The sequence below is a fragment of the Neoactinobaculum massilliense genome (assembly GCF_900604955.1).
In the GTDB taxonomy this organism is placed as follows: Bacteria; Actinomycetota; Actinomycetes; order Actinomycetales; family Actinomycetaceae; genus Neoactinobaculum; species Neoactinobaculum massilliense.
Genome location: NZ_UWPE01000001.1, coordinates 864257 through 883038, shown reverse-complemented (window position 1 = coordinate 883038; position 18782 = coordinate 864257). Strand labels below are relative to the sequence as shown.

The window sequence follows — 18782 nt, the reverse complement described above, 5'->3', positions numbered from 1 at the left end:
CCGCGGCGCAGCTACCGGTGTGATGCACAGTTACGGCATGATTCTGATTGCATCGCGCCTGCAGGGCCGCCTACCGCCAATTCCAGTACGCGACCACCACGCCGTCGTATGGGAGTGGGCACCCTCCTCCCGCCACCCCGCGGCGCCCCACGCGGCTAGGATTGTGTGGCACCCTCCAGCCAGGCGGGAGCAAGCGAAAGGATTTTCATGGCCAAGCCGGCACCATCACGCCTCGACAACGTCATTTCCCTCGCCAAGCGGCGCGGGTTTGTGTTCCCCGCGGGGGAAATCTACGGAGGTACGCGCTCCGCCTGGGACTACGGCCCCTACGGCGTCGCCCTGAAGAACAACATTAAGCGGCAGTGGTGGCACACCATGGTGGATAGCCGTGACGATGTAGTGGGCCTTGATTCCTCGGTCATTCTCCCACGTGAGGTATGGGTGGGTTCCGGGCACGTGTCCGCATTCAATGATCCGCTCATCGAGTGCACCAACTGCCACAAGCGCCTGCGTATGGATCAGCTCCAGGAGGAGCAGGCTCACAAGAAGGGTATTGACGATCCGGACTCTATCGAGCTCGCCGATCTCCAGTGCCCCAGCTGCGGCGTGACGGGCCAGTGGACGCAGCCCAAAGAATTCAACATGATGCTGGAAACCTATCTGGGCCCGGTGAAGGACGAATCCGGCCTCCACTACCTGCGCCCCGAAACCGCGCAGGGCATTTTCGTGGACTTCCAGCAGGTGATGACCACCTCCCGCAAGAAGATCCCGTTTGGCATCGGCCAGATCGGCAAGTCGTTCCGCAATGAGATCACGCCGGGCAACTTCATTTTCCGTACGCGCGAGTTCGAGCAGATGGAGATGGAGTTCTTCGTGGAGCCGGGCACGGATGCGGACTGGCATCAGTACTGGATTGATCTACGCAAGAACTGGTACGTGGATCTGGGCATTAACCCGGAGAATCTGCGCCTTTACGAACATCCGAAGGAGAAGCTGGCCCACTACTCGAAGCGCACGGTGGACATCGAGTACAAGTTCGGTTTCCAGGGCTCGGATTGGGGTGAGCTGGAGGGCATTGCCAACCGCACAGACTTCGACCTCAAGGCACACGCCGAGCACTCCGGCAAGGACCTGTCCTACTTCGACCAGCCGAATAACCGCCGCTACTATCCGTACGTGATCGAGCCGTCGGCGGGCCTCACCCGGTCTCTCATGGCGTTCCTGGTGGACGCCTACGTGGAGGACGAGGCGCCGAACGCGAAGGGTGGTGTGGACAAGCGCACGGTCCTCAAGTTGGATCCGCGCCTGGCACCCGTCAAGGTTGCGGTGCTCCCGCTCTCGCGCAATGAGAAGCTGGCGCCCGCCGCCAAGGAGATCGCGGCCAAGCTGCGTCAGCGCTGGAACATTGAGTACGACGACGCCGGCGCGATCGGCCGCCGCTACCGTCGGCAGGACGAGATCGGTACGCCGTTCTGCGTCACCGTTGACTTCGATTCGCTCGATGACCACGCCGTGACGGTCCGCAATCGCGACACGATGGAGCAGGTGCGCCTCCCGGAGGAGAAGGTGGCAGGCTTCCTCGCTGAGAAGCTCATCGGCGCATAACGCGGTGCCCCGCTCACCCGGTTTCGGCCGGGTGGCCGGGATTCTGCCGGGCCCGATCAGTCGAGGGAACGCTCAGCACCTAGGGGAGTGCCTAGTGGTCGATTTTCGCCACCGATGAGGCCTCCAATCGAGCGCCAGGCACGAGCAGTGGGCACTACCCGAGCGCGCCGTTTGTAGTGGATCCGCCCGTTACGCGATCATCGGCGGGCGGGGTCGTGAGCCCGTAGTGCTCGAAAATGCGGGTGCGCTGCTCCTCGGTGACCCCCGCGCTCACATCCAGGGGCGGGGCCTCCTCGATACTGTGCTTGGGGAAGGCTAGGTGTAGCGAGCGATCCTCGAGGTGCGCACCGCGCAGCGGGACCAACAGAGACTTGTGATTGAATAGGCCCGCACCGAGGGCAATAAACGTGGCGTCCCCTGATTCCGCGTCGAGGAACACCTCCTTGATGACGCCAAGCTTTTCGCCGTCGGTATCCACAGCGGTAGCGGCAAATAGGTCCTGCACCGTCTTCTTGCTTGCCATCGGTCCCCTCCGAAAACTTGAGCTGCTATGCGATTCTATTGTGCACGGGGGCATCCGCTGCAAACTGGAACTAGTTCCCGGAGTACGGTGCCTCGTTGCGGCAGCTGGCCTGTACAGGCGAATCCGATGCGGACGGTGCGGGTATCTCGCGGGGCACTGCTGCGCGGAAGCTACACCGGGTTGCATCGCTTCTGATGTCTGCCGAAATGTGGAGTACTGCGCCCGGGGAAAGGTGTGCTTCCCGGCCGGGTACCATTCGGGACATGACGACGTCGATCCCACAGCATCCCGGCAGCCCCGCACGCGCCTACCCCGGCGTGCAACTGGGTGCACTTCGCCTCGATACGCCCGTCATGCTTGCGCCCATGGCAGGCGTAACGAACCCGCCATTCCGGCAGCTGTGCCGCGAGCAGGCGGAAGCGGGTGCGGCCAGCGCGGGATTCATGGCCCGCCGCGGCCGGGGGAATGACGCGGTAACGAACGACGCCGAGCGCCCGCGCGTTCCTTCGGCTAGCGGGGCGGGTACAGCCGGGCACACTACCAACCGGGGTGCGGGGAACGAGGCGCCGGCAGGACTGTGGGTGTGCGAAATGATTACGTCTCGGGCGCTGATTGAGCGCGTCCCGCTCACCATGACCATGATCCAGCCGGACCCCTTCGATCCGGTGCGCTCCATCCAGCTGTACGGTGTGGAACCGAAGGTGGTGGCCGAGGGTGTGCGGATTCTCGTCCGCGAGGGCTGGGCGGACCACATTGACCTGAACTTTGGTTGCCCGGCGCCGAAGGTAACAAAGAAAGGCGGGGGCGCGGCGCTGCCCTGGAAACTGGATCTGTTTCGGGACCTGGTGAACGCGGCCGTCTCGGCCGCACAAGAGGCCTCCCGGGACCGTGATACGCCGGTGCCCATCACCGTGAAATTCCGTATCGGCGTAGATGGGGACCACACGACCTTCCATGACACGGCCCGCATTGCCGAGGATGCCGGGGTAGCGGGCCTCACCCTCCACGGCCGCACGCTCGAGGAACACTACGCCGGTCACGCAAACTGGGAGCGCATCGCGGAACTGGTGGAGGAAACGGACCTGCCCGTTTTCGGCAACGGGGACGTATTCGAGGCCGAGGATGCCGCGGACATGATGGCTCAGACCGGCTGCGCGGGCATTGCCGTGGGCCGCGGTTGCCAGGGGCGTCCGTGGCTGTTCTATGACCTGGCCGCCATGCTCCACGGCGGGACGGCCCGGCGTGAACCCACCCTGGGAGAGGTAGCGGCAATTATCCGGCGGCATGCGGAACTATCCGTCGCCCACTTCGGAAACGAGGGCCGGGCCATGCGCGAACTGCGCAAACATCTCGTGTGGTACGTGAAGGGTTATCCGGTGGGGAGCGATACCCGGCAGCGTCTTTCGCATGTGTCCACACTCGCGGATCTGGATACTGTGCTCGGTGAGTTTGATGCGGATGCACCCTACCCGCCCGGTGCTCGTGGGAAACGTAGCCGCAGCGGTGGACGCAAGCGTGCCCACCTGCCCGAGGGGTGGCTCGATTCCCGCGCGCTCTCACCAGAGCAGCGCGAGCATATTCGGGAGGCCGAACTGGGTATTTCGGGAGGCTAGGCCCGGGACGGCGCGTCGTCGTCACGGAACCATGCGGCAACCTAACGGCGCGCCCGCTAGTGTGGACCCCGTGGAAAACTACACGGGCAGTGATGAGGAACGCTGGGTTGCTGAACCGGCGAAGAACCCCAACCGCACCTCCTTTGAGCGCGACCGCGCACGGGTGGTGCATTCCTCCGCGCTGAGACGTCTGGGCGCGAAAACGCAGGTGCTGGGCCCAGAGTCCGATGATTTTATTCGCACCCGTCTCACCCACTCCCTGGAAGTGGCGCAAATTGGCCGCTCCCTCGCCAAGAACTTCCACGCGGACCAGGACATTGTGGAGGCAGCCTGCCTCGCCCACGATCTGGGTCACCCGCCCTTCGGACATAACGGCGAGAGTGCGCTCGCGGAGGTGGCGAAGGGCATCGGCGGATTTGAGGGCAACGCCCAAACGCTGCGCATCCTCACGCGTCTGGAACCCAAGCGCCTGAGCACAGAGGGCCGGGTGGCGGGCCTCAACCTCACGCGTGCCACCCTGGACGCCACCATCAAGTACCCGTGGGGTGCGGGGGAGGGGCCGCTGCGCCGCGACGGTAGCCGCACCCGCAAGTTCAACGTGTACGAGGATGACCGGCCCGTCTACACGTGGATTCGCGACGGCCACGGCCCGGTGAAAAGTGCCGAAGCGCAGATGATGGATCTCTCCGACGACATCGCCTACTCCGTGCACGATGTTGAAGATGCGGTAGTGCGCGGTTACGTGGATTTGGGGCGCTTCCAGGACGGGGAGGAGCGTGACCGAGTCGTGGAGATGACGAAGAAGTGGTATTTGTACGACGACGTCGCCGCGCTCGATGCCGCCTTCGATCGCCTGGTGAGTGAGGAGCAGTGGCCCGGTTCTTTTACGGGCACCTACGAGGACCTTGCCGAGGTCAAGAATCTCACCTCGGATTTAATCGGGCGCTTCATCTCCGCGGTGGTGGACGCGACAAAGGCGGCCCGCGGGGATGCGCCGCTTACCCGGTACACGGGGGATGTGGTGGTGCCGGCGGGGACCGCTGCGGAGATTCTGATTCTCAAGGGGATTGCGGTGGAGTATGTGATGGAGCCGCGTGCTCACACGCCCCAGTACCTTGAGCAGCGCACCCTCATTTTTAACCTGGTGGACGCACTGCTGGCGCATCCGGAGAATTTGGAACCACACATCTACCAGCACTGGCGGGGCGCCGACGAGGCGACGCAGCTTCGGCTGGTGGTGGATCAGGTGGCCTCGCTGACAGATCAGAGCGCCCGGCAGTGGCACGCCCGGCTGGTGGGCATGCTGCGATAGGCGGGCATGGAGCGGTAAGCGCGTCCGCGCTGCACCCGCGGGCACGCACCGACTGTTACGGCGGCGAGAGCCAGGACACGGCCGGGAGCACCTAGAATCGGGGTTATGGCCGGGCTTATCAAACGTGAAGACATCGAACGCGTGCGCACCGAGGTGCCCATCGCGGACGTGGTGGCGGAGTATGTCCAGTTGAAACCGGCCGGGGTGGACTCCCTTAAGGGGCTATGCCCATTCCACGATGAAAAAACACCGTCTTTTCACGTGCGTCCGCACGTGGGCCGCTACCACTGCTTTGGCTGCGGCGAGGGCGGGGACGTGATCTCCTTCGTGGAGAAGATCGAGAACATCACCTTCGTGGAGGCCGTGGAGATGCTGGCGCAGAAAGCCGGCATTGAAATTCACTACGAACAGGGCACACAGCGGGAACACCGGCCCGGTGAACCTACCAAGGCTCGGCTCATCGACGCCCACCGGGTGGCCGTCCAGTTCTACCGGCAGCAATTCGATAGTCCGGCGGGCAAGGCGGCCCGGGACATGATCCGGGAGCGCGGCTTCGATGAGGCCGCCGTCGAGCGCTTTCAGATCGGGTATTCGCCGGATTCATGGGATGCGCTGCTCACCGAGTTGCGACGTCACAAGTTCACGGATGCGGAAATCCTTGCGTCCGGTTTGGCCATCCAGGGTAACCGCGGCCCCTATGACCGTTTTCGGGGCCGCGTCATGTGGCCCATCTACTCGATCACGAATGACCCGATCGGCTTCGGGGCACGCCGGCTGGGAAATGATGATTCCGGCCCGAAGTACCTCAACACCCCGGAAACGCCCATCTACAAGAAATCCCAGGTGCTCTACGGGCTCAATCTTGCCAAGAAGGACATCACCCGGCAGTCCAAAGTGGTGGTGGTGGAGGGGTATACGGACGTGATGGCGGCCCAATTGGCGGGTGTCACCACGGCCGTGGCCACGTGCGGCACCGCCTTTGGTGAGGGACACGTGAAGATTGTGCGGCGGCTCATCGGGGATACGGCTACCTCCGCGGCGGGCCTCCAGCTTGCCTCCGGGCGGTCCTACGGTGGGGAAGTGATTTTTACGTTCGACGGCGATGCCGCCGGCCAGAAAGCTGCCCTCCGCGCGTTTGGGGAGGACCAGCAGTTTGCCGCGCAAACGTTTGTGGCCGTCGCCGCTAACGGTATGGACCCGTGTGATGTCCGGATGAAACTGGGGGATGAGGCGCTGCGGAACGTGATCGAATCGCGCCGGCCCCTGTTCGAGTTCGCCATTACGTCCGTGCTCAAGGGCGTGCCACTGGATACGGCCGAGGGGCGCACGGCCGGCCTGCGGATGGCCGCCCCGATCGTGGCTCATATCCGTGACCGTGTGCTGCGCGGGGAGTACACGCGCAGCCTGGCCGGCTGGTTGGGGATGGAGGAGATCGTGGTGCGCGCTGCGGTGCGGGAGGCAGCACGCACGCCGCTTCCGGAGCCGGACCGGATTCTTCCGCCCAAGGAGCAGGAGGCGGCCCCGCGCCCGCAGCTCCCACCGCGGCGAGAGGTGCGCAATCCCGTGGCACGCGTGGAGCGGGAGGCGCTGGATGTGTACATCCAGTTGCCCGAACTGGCGTGGAAGGCGGAAATGGACCGCCTCCCCATCGGTACGTTTTTGGATCCCACTCATCAGGCCATTCATGACGCCATTCGGGCCGCCGGCGGCGCTCACACCTATATTGAACGCCGTGAGGCCCTCATAGCGCAGGGAGAGGATGCGGATGCGGCCGCGCGGGCGGCATCCGAGTACTACGTACAGACAATCGCGGAAAACGCGGGGCCCACGTTGGAAAGCGTGGTGAACCAGCTAGCGGTGGAGGACCTGCCGGAAACGGATGCAAGCCGGCTGGATCGCTACGCGTGGGGCATTGTTATGTCTCTCATTCGCCAGGGCGTGGTGCGGCAAATCGGCCAGGTGCGCTCACGGCTCCAGCGTACGGAGCAGGGCACGGATGAAGCGAACCAGCTTTTCGCTCGACTGATGGAACTAGAGGCTCAGCGCCGTGAGGTGGACGCACAACTGGGGTGACGGCGTCGTCGAACACGGGGTGACCACGATATGGACAGTCCTACCGTAGAAGTTAATACTGCGCTTACCGTGTGACTATTCCACGAGAAAGGTGAGTGGCATGAAGCTGAAGAAGGCTCTGCTAGCCATTCCGGCGGCACTGGCGCTGACACTGAGCGCATGCTCGGGCGGGTCGGGTGCGTCGAGCGCGACGAGTGATTCCAACGGTACGTCCACGGGCGTTGTCACCGTTAACGGCTCGGAACCTCAGAACCCGCTGATTCCGGCGAACACCAATGAGGTGGGCGGCGGAAAGATTGAGGATCTGATTTTCTCCGGCCTTGTCTACTATGACGCCAAGGGTGCTACGCATAATGACATGGCCGAATCCATTGAGTCCAGCGATAACCAGAATTGGACCATCAAGCTGAAGAAGGGCCAGAAGTTCACCGACGGCACTGAGGTCCAGGCGCATAACTTTGTGGATGCGTGGAAGGCGGGCGCCAAGGAAGCCATGCTCTCCTCCTACTTCTATGGGCACATCCAGGGCGCCGCTGATGATGGCACCGGGGATCTCACCGGCGTCAAGGAAGTAGACGATTACACGTTCACCGTGGCGCTCAAGGATCCGGAGGCGGACTTCCCGCTGCAGCTCGGCTACGCGGCGTTCTACCCGCTCCCGGATTCCACGCTCAAGGATTCCAAGACGGGCGGCGAGCATCCGGTGGGCAACGGCCCCTACAAGCTGGCCTCCGACAATGCCTGGCAGCATAACGTTCGTATTGACCTGGTGCCGAACCCGGATTACAAGGGTGACCGGCAGCCGAAGAACGGCGGCGTGTCCGTGATCTTCTACTCCTCCACGGATGCTGCCTACTCTGACCTGCTGGCCGGCAACCTGGACGTGCTGGATGCAATTCCGGCCTCCTCGCTGGGCTCCTTCCAGGATGATCTGGGTGACCGCGCGGTGAACCAGCCCGCGGCCATCTGGCAGTCCATCTCCATCTCTGAAAATGCCCCGCACTTCTCCGGTGAAGAGGGCAAGCTGCGGCGCCAGGCCATCTCCATGGCCATTGATCGCGATTCCGTGACGAAGACGATCTTCTACGGCACGCGCACCCCGGCCAAGGACTTCACCTCCCCGGTGATTGACGGCTACAACGATGCGCTCTCCGGCTCGGATGTACTCAGCTACAACGCGGACAAGGCGAAGGAACTGTGGGCCAAGGCCGATGCGATCTCGCCCTGGAGCGGCCAGTTCTCCATCGCCTACAACTCCGACGGCGATCATCAGGCCTGGGTGGATGCGGTGTGCAACTCCATCAAGAACACGCTCGGTATTGATGCCGCCGGCAAGCCCTACCCGGACTTCAAGTCCCTGCGCGATGACATCACGAACGGCAAGGTGGAGAGTGGCTTCCGGACCGGCTGGCAGGCGGACTACCCGGGCAAGTACAACTTCCTGGCGCCGCTGTACGGCACGGGTGCTGGCTCGAATGACGCCCAGTACTCCTCGGCCGAATTCGACGGCTTGCTGACGAAGGCCTCCGCGGCCTCCTCCGTTGACGAGTCCAACAAGATCCTCGACCAGGCCCAGGAGCTGCTGCTCCAGGATCTGCCCGCGATCCCGCTCTGGTACTCCAATGTGACCGGCGGCTACGCGGATACGGTGAGCAACGTGGCCTTCGGGTGGAACTCGGTGCCCATCTACGAGGACATCGTTAAGAACTAATTGGGTGCGGTAGTACCCGGAAGGGCCGGCCTTGGTGCCGGCCCTTTTTCGTGCGACGACGCCGTGGGCCGCCGCGTTTTGCTGCGACGCTGTCCGTGACGCGGTGCTGTTCGCGCCCGCACGCTATGACGAGTGGGCTGGACGACGTCGTGGGTCACCGCGGAACGTACCGGGGCGGGCACGTGTGCACGGCGTTGGGGCGGGTGACCACGCACTACGGTGGGGAATACCGGGTGCTCACTACGCTGGGAGATACCGCGTGCGTACAACGACGTCGTGAGGAATATCACCGAGCGATTAAGCTTATGTCCACCATGTGGCCATCCCGGCCCACGACGGCGAGCTGGCCGTATTGTTAACACTTGGTTCCCAGTTTGCCGATCGTTAGGAGACTGTGCGCATGTGGAGATACGTGGGGCGGCGTCTGTTACAGACGATTCCCGTCTTTTTCGGCGCAACATTCCTCATCTTTGCGCTTGTTTATATGATGCCGGGCGATCCGGTGGCAGCGCTGGGTGGGGACCGCGGTCTCTCTCCCGAGGTAGTGGCACGTATTACCGCTGAATATAACTTGGATAAGCCGCTGTGGCTGCAGTATCTGCTCTACCTCAAGGGCGTCTTCACACTGGACTTTGGCACCACATTCTCCGGGCAACCGGTATCCGCCGTCATGGCGCGCGCCTTCCCGATCACGATTGAACTGGCCCTCTATTCGCTGGTCATTGAAGCCGTCCTGGGCATCCTGTTCGGTGTGATCGCTGGCATGCGGCGCGGCGGCTGGTTTGATTCCACCATTCTGGTGCTCTCCCTGCTGTTGATCTCGGTCCCCACGTTCGTGATCGGCTTCGTCATGCAGTTCCTCTTCGGCGTGAAATGGGGGATTTTCCCCACCACCGTGGGCGTACACGTGAACCTGTACAGCCTCACCATGCCGGCCTTTGTGCTGGCCGCGCAGTCCGTCGCGTACGTGATTCGTTTGACACGTCAGTCCGTTTCGGAGCACACTACGGCAGATTTTGTGCGAACTGCCCGGGCGAAGGGTATGAGCGACGGCGGGGTAATGCGGCACCACATCCTGCGTAATTCGTTGATTCCGGTGGTGACTTTCCTGGGCGCGGATCTGGGTGCACTCATGGGCGGCGCTATCGTGACCGAGGGCATTTTTAACATCAGCGGTGTGGGCGGCACGCTGTGGCAAGCCATTATTAAGGGCGAACCGTCCACCGTGGTCTCCTTCACCACCGTGCTGGTGCTGGTCTATATCATCGCTAACCTGCTGGTGGATCTCCTGTACGCCGTGTTGGATCCGAGGATTCGTTATGAGTAAGCACATTTTGACTAATGCAGCCTCCGGGCGCCCCGGCCAGGAGCACTACGTATCGGATATTGATGAGACCGGACTGGGAGCCGTTGACGCCGTGCGCGATGAATCGGCGCCGTCCTCCATGTGGGGTGAGGCGTGGAAGGCACTGCGCCGCCGCCCACTGTTCTGGGTGGCTGGCTTCATCATTCTCATGGCCGTGCTGGTGAGCCTGTTTCCCTCCCTGTTCACTTCGCAGGATCCCATGCACTGCGAACTATCCAATTCGCTAAAAGGCGGGGAGCCCGGACACCCGCTGGGCTACACGTTCCAGGGCTGCGATATTTACGCGCGCCTGGTGTACGGCGCCCGGCCATCCGTAGCTGTGGGTGTGTTCTCCACCGTCCTCGTGGTGATTCTTGGTGGGCTCATCGGTTCGCTTGCCGGATACTTTGGCGGCTGGCTGGATTCGCTGCTGTCCCGTATTACGGATATCTTCTTCGCCGTGCCGCTCATGCTGGCGGCCATCGTGGTGATGCAGCTGTTCAAGCAGGGCCGCACCATCTGGATGGTGATCCTGGTGCTCTCGGCGTTTGGGTGGACGCAGATTGCGCGAATCACCCGCGGTGCCGTGCTTTCCGCGAAGAATGAGGAGTACGTGACGGCCGCGCGTGCTACCGGAGCATCGCGGTGGCGGATTCTCGCCTCCCATATCATTCCGAACTCCTTGGCGCCCATCATCGTGTATGCCACGGTGGCACTGGGTACGTTCATCGTGGCCGAGGCAACGTTGTCCTTCATGGGCATAGGCCTGCCATCCTCTGTGGTTTCCTGGGGCGGGGATATTTCCGCCGCCCGTACCCAGTTGCGGCAGGCCCCCATGGTGCTGTTCTATCCATCTCTAGCGCTGGCGATTACGGTGCTTTCGTTCATCATGATGGGCGACGCCGTTCGTGACGCCCTTGACCCGAAGGCTCGGAAGTAGTGAGAGACATGACGCAAGAAACTAAACCGCTACTGAAGATCACGGACCTTCACGTCACCTTCAACACGTCCACGGGCAAGATCCCGGCCGTGCGCGGGGCAAACCTGACCATCTATCCGGGACAGTCCGTGGCCATTGTGGGGGAGTCCGGTTCGGGTAAATCCACCACTGCCTCCGCCGTGATCGGTCTGCTCCCGGGCACCGGAAAGGTGACGGGTGGCACCATCGAATTTGATGGGCGGGACATTACTCACCTGACCAAGAAGCAGTGGGTGGAGATTCGCGGCTCCCAGATCGGGTACGTGCCCCAGGACCCGATGACCAACCTCAATCCGGTGGAGCGCATCGGTACCCAGGTGAAGCAAGCGCTTAAGGCAAATAACGTGGTGCCGAAGTCGGAGATGGGCCGGAAGGTGGCGGACCTGCTGGAGGAGGCGGGTCTGCCCGATGCGGAGCGCCGCGCCAAGCAGTACCCGCACGAATTCTCCGGTGGTATGCGCCAGCGTGCCCTCATCGCGATTGGGGTAGCTGCCAATCCGCGCCTGCTCATTGCGGATGAACCCACCTCCGCCCTGGACGTGACCGTGCAGCGGCGCATCCTCGACCATCTGCAGGAGATGACAGCGGAATCCGGCACGGCGGTGCTGTTCATTACCCATGATTTGGGCCTGGCGGCTGAGCGCGCTGAACACCTGGTGGTGATGCATCGCGGCCGCATTGTGGAGTCCGGGCCGGCGCTGGAGATTCTGCAGCACCCCCAGCACCCGTACACGCAGCGGCTGGTGGCGGCGGCGCCGTCGTTGGCATCCGCGCGTATTGAATCAGCGCGTGTCCGCGGTAGTGAGGACACCGCGGATGAGCTGCTTGGCGCCCATAAGGGCCATGACTCCACACAGGAGATTGTGCGGGTGGAGCACCTCTCCAAGGTGTTTGACGTGCGCGGGGCGAAGGGGACAGCGAAGCAGTTGCGCGCGGTGGATGACGTGAGCTTCGCGCTGCGCGCCGGCACCACGCTGGCCATTGTGGGCGAATCCGGTTCGGGCAAGTCCACCGTGGCGAATATGATTTTGCGGCTGCTGGAGCCCACCTCCGGGAAGGTGTTCTACAAGGACCGCGACGTGGAGGCCATGTCCAAGGCGGACCTGTTTAAGCTCCGGCGCCAGCTCCAGGTGGTGTTCCAGGATCCCTACGGTTCGCTGGATCCCATGTTCTCCATCCGGGATGTGATTGGGGAGCCGCTGCGTGTGCACCACATGGGCACGCGTAAGTCTCGCGACAAGCGGGTGGCCGAGCTCCTGGACCTGGTGGCCCTGCCACGCTCCACGGCCCGGCGGTATCCGAACGAGCTGTCCGGTGGCCAGCGACAGCGTGTGGCAATCGCGCGTGCGCTGGCGCTGGGCCCCGAGGTAGTGGTGCTGGACGAGGCCGTGTCCGCCCTGGACGTGCTAGTGCAGAACCAGATCCTCAATCTCATTAATGATCTGCAGGCGGAGTTCAATCTTTCCTACCTGTTTATTACGCATGACCTGGCGGTGGTGCGTCAGATCGCGGACGAGGTTGTGGTGATGGAGAAGGGCAAGCTGGTGGAGCACAACGCCGCCGACGCCCTCTTCGACCATCCGCAGCAGCCCTACACGCGTGAGCTCATTGAGGCCGTCCCGGGCCGCGAGATCATGTTGGCGAGCGCGCAGTAGGGGGAGTAGCACACGGGTTTCGGTGTGTGCGGGCGCGCAGTGTGCGTGGGTACTGCGCACTATGCGCGTAGGTACCGGCGATGGGTCCCGCTGGCCGTGAGCGAGTCAATTTGCCGGTTCCCGTGTCCGCCGGTATGGGCGCGCTGTGTACGTAGGCGCCAGCGGGCCGCCTGCGCGTCCATTCACGACGACGTTGTGGTCACGTTGAGTGGACGCGTGGGCGTAGTGCGCTGGTAGTATTTGCGGGTGCGCCCTTGTAGCTCAGCTGGTTAGAGCAGTGGACTCATAATCCATCGGTCGCGGGTTCAAGTCCTGCCGAGGGCACCAGAACATAACAGTTGTACGGGGTGGAAGAGACGTACGCGCCTGCTTGGATCACCAGGGGACTTATTCGCCGGAGAGTAGCCGTGGTGCATTCGGGTAGGCTATGGATAGCGATCCGTGAGTGGCCAACTAGATTCACTTCGAAGGGCATTCAGGGAGTTCCGACTTCATGGACGCGATCATTCCAGGGGCGAGGACTCTGATTGAGTAGAAACTGCTTGGCGTCAACTGGTATGAGCCGGAGCTCCGCCAGTGCCGCATGGTTACGCCATATAAGCTAGGTCAAGGCCTACGCGGACTCGCTCACGAATCTTCAGCGCCCGCGTTTCATCGTGGTCTGCAACTTCGGCACGCTCTGCATCCGCGACCTGAATAAGCTCACGCCACTACCGACTACATGAGGTTCGGCCTCGTCGAGCTTCCTGAACAGGTTCGCCTCATTGACTTCCTCATGAACCCGTGCTTTTCATGGCAAGCCCGTGAACAAGACGTGTCTATCCGGGCCTGTGCGCTTATTAGCAAACTTTACGATCTGCTGCGTGCCCAGTACAGCTGTTCTGACTCCGATGAGGCTGCGCACGCTCTCAACGTGCTGTCGGTGCGGCTCGTGTTCTTCCTGCACGCGGAGGATGCGGGATTCTTCGACAAGGGCACATTCGGGCAGTGTCCGAGTTCTTTCACCGCGCCACAGCTTCGTAACGCACTGCGCGAGCTGTTTCGAGTGATCGACGCCTCTGACGACGCGAGGGATCAGTATATCTCGGATTTCCTCAGGACTTTCCCGTATATGAACGGTGCCCTGTTCACGGAGGAAGTGGAGAGCGCGAACTTTGCCAACGAGATCAGAACTGTTCTTCTCGAGGCGATGCCGGAGGGAACGAACTGGTCGGAAATCTCTCCGACCATCTTCGGTGGGATCTTTGAGAGCACCCTCAATCCTGAACCCGCAGGGCTGGCGGGATACATTGCAAAGCCCCGAGAACATTCATACAGTTATTGACCCGCTCTTCCCGGACGATCTGCGCGCCGAGCTTCGCGGCATCATAGAGGAGCGGGCTGTCACTCCGTGGATCCGGAGCCACCGGTTCAACCAGTACCACTTGAAGCCGTCGGCGCTGACGTTCCTAGATCCGGCTGTGGGGCAGGGAGCTTCTTGGCCGAGACCTACATTTGGTTGCGTAGGCACGAGCGCTAGGTTTTTCCGAGCTCTACACGCTCCTCGGAGTGACGAGGGAACGCAAGGCTTCTTCTCCCTCGACACGACAGGCGTCAGCGACTAAGAGCGCGTGTTCGTGAGGCTTGACCGCCTGCACGGCATTGATGAGATCAACGGCTTTGCCGTCAATGTAGTCCTCCCGACGTTGTGGATCGCCCAACTCCAAGCCAACCTCGAGTCGTAACAGGTAACCCAGCGCGCCATCGATGATCTCCCGCTACATGGTTCGGTCTCGATCCACGAGGGCAACGCGCTACGAACCGACTGGAACGACACTCTGCTCGCAGATCGTTGCTCCTACGTCCTCGGCGATCCTCCTTTCGAGGGTGCTCGGGAACGATCGAGAGAAAAACTGACCTTTCGCCGCCTTCTGGAAGGTTGGCGCAAACAAGAGCCGCGGAAGTGTCGACTACGTGGCTGCGTGGTGTGCCCTTGTGAGCCTCTACATGAAGCGATCCCGTTACTCTGTTGAAGAGCCCTGATTCTGGTGGTTGTGCGGAATGATCGGTGTGTTGACTGGACGATCCCGGCATTGATTGCTTGCCCCCGTCAATTTAATGATCCAAGGTGTTGTCATCGGGATTGGACAGGTATGTTCCTGATTGCTAATCAGGGGTGTAGTGCCGCAGGATGCTTGTCGTAACGTGGGTGTAAGGCAGATGCGTGTGCCACACCGGTCAGCAGTCTTCACCGTTTCTACCTCGAAGGTGAGAACATCATGGAATCGGAAGATGCCACTATCTGGCTGCGGATCGACGTAGGAAAGACTGATTGTTGGGCCACCGTCGTGAATTCAGTCGGCGAGTAGGACTATTCTCACCCGCGCCCAACGACGAGACTAAATTACGCCAGATCTCCACAGAGCCAGCCGCGTAGGGGCTCGTGTTGGTCGTGGTCGGTCAATCCGCAACCGAAGGCGCTTTAGCGGTCGCTGTGGCTCAGTTAATGGGGTCCCGGTCGCATATCTACCAGGGTTAGCGATGCGTCGGGTTGAGGACTTGTATCCGGGCAATGCGAAGACTGATTAACTAGATACGTTCATCATCGCCCAAGTAACTCGCACAATGCTCCACATGCGCCGCACTCTTCGCATGTCCGATGAGGGCGAGGCCGAGTTGGATATATGCTCACCGGGTTTGATGACGATTTGGCTCGTCCGATCACCCAAAACCGCAACCGTATCCGCGGTCTGTTTATCCATATCCATCCCGGCATGGAGCGTGCGATTGGGCCTCGCCTGGATCATTCGGCAATTTTGGCGATGTTACATACTTGACCTGTCCCAGCAGCGTTGAAGAAGGCCGGCCGCGCTCGTATCGACATCAAGCTCAAGAAACACGCGGCTATGCGCTCACAAGCACGGACTGAGGAGATTATCGGTGCTTTGGCCGCCCAGACGGTAACGGTGACCGGGACGAACGTGGTCGCCATCGTCATCCCACACCTCTCATCAGCTCTCGACGGGCTTTATCGTCCGCGGGCTGATGTTGATGAACAGATCGCGCCGCTGGTGACACATCACCCTCTTTATCTGGTGCTTACGTCCATGCCAGGAGTCGGGGTTAGGACCTCTACTGTGATCATTACTGAACTTGCAGGTAAAGACCTCGCCTCTGCCGCCCATATCGCGTCCTATGCCGGGCTCACACCATGAACACCTCAATCGGTAATATCGATCAAGTTGGAAGCTGTGTTCGACACGGGCAACAAACGTCTCAAACGAGCCTTGTTTCTCTCCGCGTTCGTGTCCTTGCGCTCAGACGCCACCTCACGGCACTACTACGACAAGAAACGCCTTGCGGGCAAATGGCACGACCAAGCGCTCATCGCACTCGTACACCGACGCGTCATAGTTCTGTTCGCCATGGTCCGCGACGGTACATTCTACGACACCCAGCCCATCAAACTAGCCTCCTAGGCAAATAGGGGGCACCCTCGGGCACGCGGGCGATAGAACACGGCCCGGTTATTCAAGATGCGTCGGAGCGAGTCGGAACCGGTGGTTTCGTGATGCGGGGGGGGCAATTCCGAGCTTACCTCATGCTCACGAGCATGAGGTCGATGCCCGCGGGAAGTACTTTGTGCCGAGCTATCGGTTCACTCGCATCGGGGATGAGAGACGCGACTTCGTGGATCACGCTGTTGAGAAGGATCCGGAACTTTGGGATCGCCGTTGACGCTGGGGCCTCCATCGGTGACGCAGTACCGTTATTAAACTTCCTGCCCTGGGGAAGCCCTCCGGTGAGCTGGCGAGTTCTCGTAAAGCTGGCCTCGGCGCAGTTCCGGTGCGGCGTACCCGCGTGCGTGTCATAATGGCCACGTGAGTGACAAGAGCAAGGAACTACAGGCCATTCTGTTCGAATCTGGAATATTCGTCTGCGGCTCGTCGAGCGCTATGACTGGGATTGACGAGGAGCCCTCCCTTGTGTCTCGGGTGTGGGATCTAGAGAAGCCGGTGTCCAAGCTCGGTGCCTTGGGTGGTCTCGCTGCGGCCTACATGGAAGGGAGGGGCCGTTGGCTCCGGCTCGATGATGAGTCTTTCGCGTGGCTCCGCGCGAACCATGTTGCTCCGGTTACCTCCGGCGTCGTTCGTTTTCGTGATCTCGCTTCGGGTGGCGGATCTCAAATAGTGAAGCATCTGAAGTTCTCGGGTGTCACTGTAAGCCCGAACTTCGTTGCGCAATTGGCCTTGCAATCCCAGCTGCATCAGATGTGGCGTTCGATCGATGAGATGAGGGTTTGCATTCAGAGCATCGACAAGAAGATCGACGGCATCATTGAGGAGAAGAAGCGCGAGCGTTTCGCCGAGCTTGGTGGCATCGCATCGCTACTTGGCGATGCAGCCTCGCATGTTTCGGCACATGGTGAACTACCGCAAACTTCATGGTCGAAGATTGCCGGTACGGATCAGACCATCCGTACATACATGGAAATGTCGATACGGTCGCTTGAAGATCTTGTGACGTCCCTTGACGCTGTCGATGACAAGCCTGACAACATACTTGAGGCGGTTGTGAACACTGAGCGCGAGAGCGCTTATTGGCTCACCGTGTTGGCACGTACGGTCGTCCTGGATGACCGCTTAAATGCTCTGGAGCTCATGCGGGTGAACTCGGAGTCGATCGAGAAGATTGCAGAATATCAGCAGAGCATTCAAGATCGACGCACGCAGCGTATTGACAAGATCGGGCGCGTCGTGACAGCCGTGTACGAAGGGGTGCATAGCAAAGCGTCCGTGACTGACTCGACCCGTATACTTCATCCTAAGAAGGTCGTTGGGATTGACCGGGCAATCAACAGCATGCTGGAGATTTTCCAGAGTTTCGAGATAGCCGCGGAGATTCCCATAGGCGATCTGACGCCCGCAAGCGCCAAGTCGTGGCGTGAGGCTTTTCGCGACGCCAGTACTGAGAAGGCTGAGAACATCCGCGGATTTGTGCTCGACAGGTGCCGAGCACCTCACCGGATGGCGATGAATGTCAAGAAGCACATTGCCGCGGGGCCTCTCTCGCGCGATAACGGAGGAGACGTGACCGAAGTTGCTTCCGGGGCTGATGATTTCACCGACACAGACGAGGGGAGGAGGGGTTCCGACGCGAGAAACGATGAGTAGTCCCAGCGTTCGTCTGTCCAAGCCGAGGGCTGGTGTCATTCGGTATTCCGCGCGTTAGACTGCCTACGCGGCCTGGAGCGAGGCCAGTTGTGCGAGAAAGTCCTCGAGGTGCTTCAGTCGGTACCGCACTCGAGCTCTGGACTCGGACCCGAGATTGACGTAATCGGGGCCCATTCCTAGCGCCGCCCAGTTAGAGAGTCTCGGGGGCAGGTAGGGCGGCGGCCTCACGGCGTGTGAGCAGGTAGTTGATCGTCGGGGAGTGAAAGCATTGTGGCCTCGGTGGTGAACGGAAGTATTGTCACCAGTGGTTCCTGGTCGCCATCCGAGGTGTACACCGTCGTGGTGGCACCCTTTTTGAAGTCCGCTTAGTCGGACGCCAACTTGTCACCCATAGCAGGCGGATGACCCCGGTACTCCACAACAGATGCCCTTTCCGAGGGGCATTCTCCGGTAATTCCAGCAACGATCCGCCTGGTGGTGGCGGTAGCCCGGCGTATCCGTATCAAGCAGAAGCAACTAAGCGTCAACCACCGTCACTCTAGGAAACGTGCAATACGAGAGGTCAAGTGCCGACTCGGCCATGATCGCTGTTAGCTAGCATGAGCCATTGGCTAACTTGAACTAGATGGTTAAGGTTTAGCCGAGATACCAGCAGAAGAATAGAACTTGTACTCGTGGTATCAAGTGGACAAATTTGCGTGTATGGCGAAGCGTTGCAGCAGCAATAGCAAACTCGATCTAGGCGAAAATTTGATCGACCAGGTCCCGCCTGTTCGCGTGAGCAGCGGGGAGTATCGGTTGGTGTGGAGGATC

At 61.2% G+C, this 18782-nt stretch carries 12 protein-coding genes, 1 tRNA gene and 1 pseudogene; 13 read left to right on the top strand and 1 reads right to left on the bottom strand.

Features of this window, described 5'->3' with window-relative positions; genetic code table 11:
- The first annotated feature begins 207 nt into the window (after positions 1-207).
- Entirely contained in the window at positions 208-1605 is a 1398-nt protein-coding gene (locus EIH27_RS03825) for a glycine--tRNA ligase (protein ID WP_124039623.1), read from the top strand.
- 154 nt (positions 1606-1759) lie between these two features.
- Here EIH27_RS03825 and EIH27_RS03820 read toward each other — a convergent pair whose 3' ends face one another.
- The gene (locus EIH27_RS03820) at positions 1760-2128 is read right to left on the bottom strand and encodes a PRC-barrel domain-containing protein (protein ID WP_164461592.1); all 369 of its coding nucleotides are present in this window, start codon (positions 2126-2128) and stop codon (positions 1760-1762) included.
- Positions 2129-2391: 263 nt separating this feature from the next.
- On the opposite strand from EIH27_RS03820, the gene dusB reads away from it, so the two are divergent.
- The 12 genes and pseudogenes from dusB to EIH27_RS03765 all read left to right on the top strand — a co-directional run bounded on the left by dusB (position 2392) and on the right by EIH27_RS03765 (position 17969).
- Positions 2392-3741: a tRNA dihydrouridine synthase DusB gene (gene dusB / locus EIH27_RS03815; protein WP_124039621.1), complete on the top strand. Its 1350-nt coding sequence runs from the start codon at positions 2392-2394 to the stop codon at positions 3739-3741.
- A gap of 31 nt (positions 3742-3772) precedes the next feature.
- Positions 3773-5053 (top strand): deoxyguanosinetriphosphate triphosphohydrolase, encoded by a 1281-nt coding sequence (locus EIH27_RS03810; protein ID WP_124039620.1) that lies wholly within the window; start codon positions 3773-3775, stop codon positions 5051-5053.
- Positions 5054-5158: 105 nt separating this feature from the next.
- On the top strand, positions 5159-7126 hold the full coding sequence (dnaG, locus tag EIH27_RS03805; protein WP_124039619.1) for a DNA primase: 1968 nt from the start codon (positions 5159-5161) through the stop codon (positions 7124-7126).
- Between the two features lie 100 nt (positions 7127-7226).
- Positions 7227-8837 carry a peptide ABC transporter substrate-binding protein gene (locus EIH27_RS03800; RefSeq protein ID WP_124039618.1) on the top strand — a complete coding sequence of 537 codons (1611 nt, stop codon included), beginning with the start codon at positions 7227-7229 and terminating at the stop codon, positions 8835-8837.
- 400 nt (positions 8838-9237) lie between these two features.
- The gene (locus EIH27_RS03795; RefSeq protein WP_124040134.1) at positions 9238-10164 is read left to right on the top strand and encodes an ABC transporter permease; all 927 of its coding nucleotides are present in this window, start codon (positions 9238-9240) and stop codon (positions 10162-10164) included.
- Positions 10157-11122 (top strand): ABC transporter permease, encoded by a 966-nt coding sequence (locus EIH27_RS03790; RefSeq protein ID WP_124039617.1) that lies wholly within the window; start codon positions 10157-10159, stop codon positions 11120-11122. The genes EIH27_RS03795 and EIH27_RS03790 overlap by 8 nt, the downstream gene beginning before the upstream one ends.
- An 8-nt stretch (positions 11123-11130) precedes the next feature.
- Positions 11131-12816, top strand: a complete 1686-nt coding sequence (locus EIH27_RS03785) for a dipeptide ABC transporter ATP-binding protein (protein ID WP_124039616.1) — start codon at positions 11131-11133, stop codon at positions 12814-12816.
- Between the two features lie 250 nt (positions 12817-13066).
- Positions 13067-13143 (top strand) — tRNA-Ile (locus EIH27_RS03780).
- Positions 13144-13537: 394 nt separating this feature from the next.
- Positions 13538-14140, top strand: a complete 603-nt coding sequence (locus tag EIH27_RS03775; RefSeq protein WP_124039615.1) for a type IIL restriction-modification enzyme MmeI — start codon at positions 13538-13540, stop codon at positions 14138-14140.
- Positions 14141-14558: 418 nt separating this feature from the next.
- On the top strand, positions 14559-14828 hold the full coding sequence (locus EIH27_RS08130) for a DNA methyltransferase (protein WP_420892145.1): 270 nt from the start codon (positions 14559-14561) through the stop codon (positions 14826-14828).
- A 246-nt stretch (positions 14829-15074) separates the two neighbouring features.
- Positions 15075-16274: pseudogene (locus EIH27_RS03770) on the top strand (IS110 family RNA-guided transposase).
- Between the two features lie 402 nt (positions 16275-16676).
- Positions 16677-17969 carry a hypothetical protein gene (locus EIH27_RS03765; protein WP_124039614.1) on the top strand — a complete coding sequence of 431 codons (1293 nt, stop codon included), beginning with the start codon at positions 16677-16679 and terminating at the stop codon, positions 17967-17969.
- The last annotated feature ends 813 nt before the right edge of the window (positions 17970-18782 follow it).